Genomic DNA, 5,935 nt, shown 5'->3' on the forward strand with positions numbered 1-5,935 from the left:
TCGAAGTGATCCTCAGCCGTCGCCCGGACGGAATCATCCTGACCGGGACGCTGCACACGCCGACCAGCCGTAATCGCCTGCGCGCCGCGGGCGTACCGGTCGTGGAAACCTGGGACCTGACCGCGGAACCCATCGACATGCTGGTCGGATTTTCCCACGAACAGGCCGGACGCGAAGTCGCGCAACACCTGGTGAGCCAGGGGTACCGGCGGTTCACCTTGCTGGAAGTCGATGATCCCCGTGGGTTACGGCGTGCCGACAGCTTCATCAGGACCCTCGCCGAGCAAGGGATCACCGAAGTCCCGCGGCAGACCTGGCAAGGCTTGCCGACGCTGGAGCAGGGCCGCCAGGGTTTGACTGCCTTGCTTGCGCACCACAAATCCAGCCCGGAGACACCGTGGGTGGTGGTGTGCACCTCAGACACCATCGCCCACGGCGTGCTGACCGAAGCGGCGGCCCGAGGCATACAGGTTCCAGAACAACTTGCGGTGATGGGGTTTGGTGACATGAGCTTTGCGGCGCATACCTTTCCCGCGCTTTCGACGGTCAAGGTCGACGGCACCCTGATGGGGGAAATGGCCGCCAGAATGCTGCTGGATCGCCTGAAAGGGCTGGATGACTCACCGAAAACGCTGGATATCGGCTTTCGCCTGGTCCAGCGTGCCACCACAACTGCGCTTCCCTGATAACGCTAACAAAATCTCATTTTTCCTGATTAAAGCCATATGGGGCTTGTTCTCATGCAGATGTTGCGTTAGCTTTTTATCCAGAAATGGTAACGATACCATTCAGGATAAATGGATTCAGGATAAGAATAATGTCCAAGATTACCTGTGTACGTACCTTGCGCCTGCCCGAGCGCCCCAAGCTCATCTGGCTGGAAATCGAGACCGATGAAGGACTGATCGGCCTCGGTGAGACCTTCCGCGGCGCTGCCACTGTCGAAGCCGCCGTGCACGAGTTGATCGCCCCTGGGCTGATCGGCCGTGACTCCAGGCAGATCGAGGCGATTTCCGTCGAGCTCACCACGCCCTACATCGGCTACCACAGCGCCAGCGCCGAGATTCGCGCTGCCAGCGCCGTGGACATCGCGCTGTGGGACATCAAGGGGCAGCGCCACGGCATCCCCATCCATGAAGCACTGGGTGGCGCCTGCCGCGACCGCATCCGTGTCTATAACACCTGCGCCGGCTACGAGTTCAACACCCAGCAAGGCGCACGGCGCGAGATCACCGCGGCGGACCGGGCGCAGGGCCCCTACGATGACCAGTTGGCGTTCAGCCGGGACGCGGGGGCCCTGGCCGTCAGCCTGGTGGAGGAAGGCTACACGGCGATGAAGATCTGGCCGTTCGATCAGTTCGCGCGCCAGCCGGGTGCCAACACCATCAGCCTGGACGAAGTGCGCAAGGGCTGCGAGGCGTTTCGCCAGATCCGTCAGGCGGTGGGTGACCGCATCGAGATCATGTGCGAGCTGCACAGTCTCTGGGACACCACCGCGGCGCTGCGCATCTGTGAGGCGCTGGAGCCCTTCGATCTCTACTGGGTGGAAGACCCGCTGTGCAAGATGGACGATGCGCAAGCGCTCGCCGACCTGCGCAACCGCACCCGCGTCCCCCTCTGCGCCAGTGAAACACTGGGCGGCAGCACCGCCTATCGCGAGCTGCTGAACGCGGGCAGCCTCGACTACCTGATGCTCGACCTGGTGTGGTGTGGCGGCTTCACCGAGGCACGCAAGATCGCCGCGCTCGCGCAAGCCTACAACAAGCCCCTGGCCCCCCACGACTGCACCGGGCCGGTGGCACTGTTCGCCGGGCTTCACCTGGGCTTGCACGCGCCAACCGCGGTGTTGCAGGAGGTGGTCAGGGCGTCGCTGTCCACCTGGTACGGCGAGCTGGTCACGCACCTTCCGCGGATCGATGTCGGCTTCGCCCATGCGCCCAGGTTGCCCGGGCTGGGCACCGCCCTGCGGCCTGAAGTCCGGCGCCGCGCCGACGCGATCATCCGGGAAACCCGCTGCTAGGCGATTCAGGCGGGCCGCGCTCGCCTGCCACTCTCCCTCCGGTACCGAGAACAAAAATGAAAAAAACAGGATCCCTGCGCCGTTTCATTGCCGAGCACCGGCGCTATGAAGTCATTGCCTTGCTGTTCGTGATGATGATCATCAACCAGGGCGACCGTGCAACGCTGTCGATTGCCGGCGCGAGCCTTGCGGCCGAAATGGGCCTGGGGCACGCGCAGATGGGCTGGCTGTTCTCGGCCTTCGCCTGGGCCTACATGATGCTGCAGATTCCGGGAGGGCTTGCGATCGACCGGTTTGGCAGCATCAAGGTACTGGGGCTTGCGATCCTTGCCTGGTCGGTGTTCACGGGGCTGATCGGCACGGTCGCGATGATGCCGGTAGGCATGGCCTTCGCCGCGGTATTTCTCCTGCGGTTTCTCGTGGGGATGGCCGAGGCGCCGTGTTTTCCGGCCAACAGCAAGATCGTCTCGATGTGGTTCCCGACCGCCGAGCGAGGCACTGCCACGGCGATCTTCAACTCCTCCCAGTACTTCGCGGCGGTGGTGTTCACGCCTCTGCTGGCATGGATTTCGACGCGCTGGGGATGGCCGTGGATCTTCTATGTGATGGGCATTGCTGGCATCGCGATGGGCATGGTGTTCATCCTTCGCATCAAAGCGCCGGTCGATCACCCGACGCTGGGCGCCCGCGAACTCGAAGACATCCGCCAAGGTGGCGCCAGCCTGCGCGAGCACGCGGTCCGCTCGGACAAGGGCGAAGGCTGGAGGCAGACCTGGGAGCGGGCGCGCGCGCTGCTCAGGCAGCGCATGTTCCTGGGGATCTACCTCGCGCAGTTCTGTATCAGCACGCTGACATTTTTCTTCCTGACCTGGTTTCCGGTCTATCTGGTGCAGCAGCGGGGGCTATCGCTGCTCGATGCCGGCCTGCTGGCAGCGATTCCAGCAATCTTCGGCTTCGTGGGCGGCATCAGCGGCGGCATGGTCTCGGACTGGATGCTGCGCAAGGGCGTCTCCCTGACGCTTGCGCGCAAGCTGCCCATCTTCATCGGCATGGCCCTGTCGATGAGCATGATCCTGTGCAACTACGTCGAGACCGACCTGCTGGTGGTGGTGTTCATGGCCCTGGCGTTCTTCGGGAAAGGCATGGGCGCCCTGGGCTGGGCGATCATCGCCGACGTCTCGCCCAAGGCCAGCATCGGCATGAACGGCGCCATCTTCAATACGTTCGGCAGCCTGGCGGGCATCGTCACCCCGGTGGTGATCGGCTACATGGTGCAGTCGATGAACTCGTTCAACGGCGCATTGATCTATGTAGCGCTCAACGCGGTTGGCGCGTTCGTCAGCTATCTGTTCATCGTGGGGCCGCTGCAGCGTCCGGACGACACGCCAACGGTACAGGACGATACCCGGCCGGACACTGACCTCGGCTCCATGGCTGCGCGCTAGTCCGCCCCTGGGCAGCCACTCACGATAAGGAAAATCATGATGCACATGTCTGGACACTTCTCCCGAGCCTTGGGAATCGCAAGCTGCGCGTTTGCACTGGCCTACGGCCCCATGACACACGCCAGCCCATTACCGTCTGTGGGACAGCCCCTGACCGAAGTGGCGCGCCTGGACTGGTTGTGCAACGCGGTCGCGTTGACCACCGATGGCAGGCTGTTCGTGGGCCTGCCGCGCTGGCCGGGGTTCGAAAAGACCCCGTCGATCGCTGAGGTGCTTGCCGATGGCAGCCTCAAGCCTTTTCCTGGTGGCCAGTGGAATGACTGGGCACCGGGCAAGGCGAACAGCCATGCCCTGGTCAAGATCAATACCATCCACATCTTTGACGACGACACCCTCTGGGCCATTGACCAAGGCGAGGATGCAGGGCCCGAGGGCATCAATGCCGGCCAGAAGATCCTGCAGTTCGATACCCGTGACGGCAAGCTGCTGCGCAGTATCTCCTTGCCCGCCAGCGTGCTTCCGGCCGGGGCCAATCTCAATGACCTGCGCCTGGACAGCGAGCATGCGTATGTGACCGATTCCGGCCTCGGCGCGATCATCGTGGTCAACCTGCGCACGGGCGAAGCGACCAGGCGCCTGGCCGGGCATCCTTCGACGCAGATGAACCCCGCTCGACGGCCCATTGGTGAGGGTGGCCAGGTATTGCTGCTGGCCGATGGCAGCGATCACCAGGTGCATTCAGACCCGATAGAGATCAGCCCGGACGGGCAGTGGCTGTATTACCAACCCCTGAGCGGACCGCTCTGGCGGGTGCCAACGCAAGCCTTGCGGGACACCCGGCTCAGTGAAAAGGCGCTGGGCGAACGCGTGGAGTTCGTGCATGACACCAGCCCCCTGACCGGGACCGCCATGGACAGTGCAGGCAACGTCTACATGGGCGAGTACGACAAGCCAAGGGTGAGCGTCCTTGCCCCGGACGGGGCTGTGCGGGTGGTCGCCGAGGACCCGCGGCTATGGAACCCCGATGCGATGATCATCTCCGACCAGCGAGAGCTCTATATTCCGGTACCGCAGAGCGCCCGCATGGCGTCGAACCGCGGGCCGGGCGGCAAGGATGCGCTCGAACGGCCCTTCAAACTCTACAAGGTGCAACTGCCTGCTGCACTGGGCTCGCGCGAGAAGGTGCCGCCGGTGTCAGGCACGCCGTTGTCGGCCGCCGTTAAATAGCCCATCGGGTCGGTCGCGCTGACGCGACCGGCCGTTCTTCCACACCCGACTGATCTTGCGAGCGCTCCGGCGACTCGCGGGTCGCGCTCGCCTGCGCGACGGTTCGCGCAGGCGTCAAACCAGGAGATGTAGACAATGAAAACAACAATGACCATGGCCGCCCTGGCATTCGCAGCCCTTGCCTCTTCGTTCGCACCGGCACAGGCGGCCACCCCGGCGCCCACGGTGGTGACCCAGGAAAACCTGTCGACCCTCGCCGCCCAGCAGCTGGCGGAGCGCGCGACGCAACTGGCGGGCTCGCGCAACATGAGCATCTGCATCGCCGTCACGGACGCCGACGGCCACCTGCTGGCCTTCACCCGCATGCAAGGCGCCTATGCCGGGTGCGTCGAAGCGTCCATGGCCAAGGCCACTTCGGCGGCGCGGTTTGCCATCAACACCGTCACGTTCTACGACCTGGCTCGCAAGGAGAACCTGGCGATCGGCACCATTCCCGGAATCCTGCCGGCGGTGGGCGGGGTGGTCGTCAAGCACGGCAACAATGTGATCGGCAGCGTGGGCATCAGCGGCGACACCGACCTGACAGAGCAGAAACTGGCCGAGGACGTCTCGGCCACGTTCCGCTGAGCCTGGAGGCCTCCTGCCTGGTCATCACGGCAGGAGGCGTGGTTGCAACGTTCGAAAGGAAACAATCATGAGCCTGTACTTGAAACCGGGCGCACTGGCGCGCCTGCTGCTGCCGTCGCTGGTGGCGATGATGATCGCCCCCGCATCCCAGGCGGCCGATACCGGCGCCGCGCTGCGCCCGAGCCTCAACCTGTCCCTCGCGGGAGCGACGGCGCTGCTGGACAGCGCCGTCACCAAGGCCCGGAGCGAGGGCGTGCATCCGTGCATCGCGGTGACGGATGCGAGCGGCTATTTGCTGGCCTTCAAACGCATGGATGGCGCTGCCCCAGGCTGCATCGAGGCGGCCATCAAAAAGGCCAACTCGGCGGCGGTCAATGATGTGGACACCGTGGTGTTCTACGACCTGGCGCGCAAGGAAAACCTGCAGCTCGGCAGTATTCCCGGCATCCTGCCCGCCGTTGCCGGGGTGGTGATCCGCCAGGAGGGGCAGCCGGTGGGCGGCATCGGCATCGCCGGTGGCGCCAGCGATGCGCAGGAGCAGCGCTTCGCCACCGAACTGGCCCGTGCGTTCGAGAAAACGCTTCCCGCCCGACAACCTTGACGGAGCATCACCCAT

Annotated in this window: 6 protein-coding genes; all 6 read left to right on the forward strand. The window is 64.4% G+C overall.

Going from position 1 to position 5,935, the window contains the following annotated elements; all coding sequences use genetic code 11:
• Window positions 1-686: substrate-binding domain-containing protein (locus VJS90_RS20180; RefSeq protein ID WP_324123398.1), on the forward strand; the 686-nt coding region annotated here is incomplete at its 5' end.
• 131 nt (window positions 687-817) lie between these two features.
• Window positions 818-2,020 carry a mandelate racemase/muconate lactonizing enzyme family protein gene (locus VJS90_RS20185; RefSeq protein WP_324123399.1) on the forward strand — a complete coding sequence of 401 codons (1,203 nt, stop codon included), beginning with the start codon at window positions 818-820 and terminating at the stop codon, window positions 2,018-2,020.
• A 56-nt stretch (window positions 2,021-2,076) separates the two neighbouring features.
• Window positions 2,077-3,465, forward strand: a complete 1,389-nt coding sequence (locus tag VJS90_RS20190) for an MFS transporter (protein ID WP_324123400.1) — start codon at window positions 2,077-2,079, stop codon at window positions 3,463-3,465.
• Between the two features lie 39 nt (window positions 3,466-3,504).
• Window positions 3,505-4,692 carry an L-dopachrome tautomerase-related protein gene (locus tag VJS90_RS20195; RefSeq protein ID WP_324123401.1) on the forward strand — a complete coding sequence of 396 codons (1,188 nt, stop codon included), beginning with the start codon at window positions 3,505-3,507 and terminating at the stop codon, window positions 4,690-4,692.
• A gap of 135 nt (window positions 4,693-4,827) precedes the next feature.
• Window positions 4,828-5,319 (forward strand): heme-binding protein, encoded by a 492-nt coding sequence (locus VJS90_RS20200; protein WP_324123402.1) that lies wholly within the window; start codon window positions 4,828-4,830, stop codon window positions 5,317-5,319.
• Between the two features lie 67 nt (window positions 5,320-5,386).
• The gene (locus VJS90_RS20205; RefSeq protein ID WP_324123403.1) at window positions 5,387-5,920 is read left to right on the forward strand and encodes a heme-binding protein; all 534 of its coding nucleotides are present in this window, start codon (window positions 5,387-5,389) and stop codon (window positions 5,918-5,920) included.
• The last annotated feature ends 15 nt before the right edge of the window (window positions 5,921-5,935 follow it).

The sequence above is a fragment of the Pseudomonas sp. genome, from assembly GCF_035277045.1.
In the GTDB taxonomy this organism is placed as follows: Bacteria; Pseudomonadota; Gammaproteobacteria; order Pseudomonadales; family Pseudomonadaceae; genus Aquipseudomonas.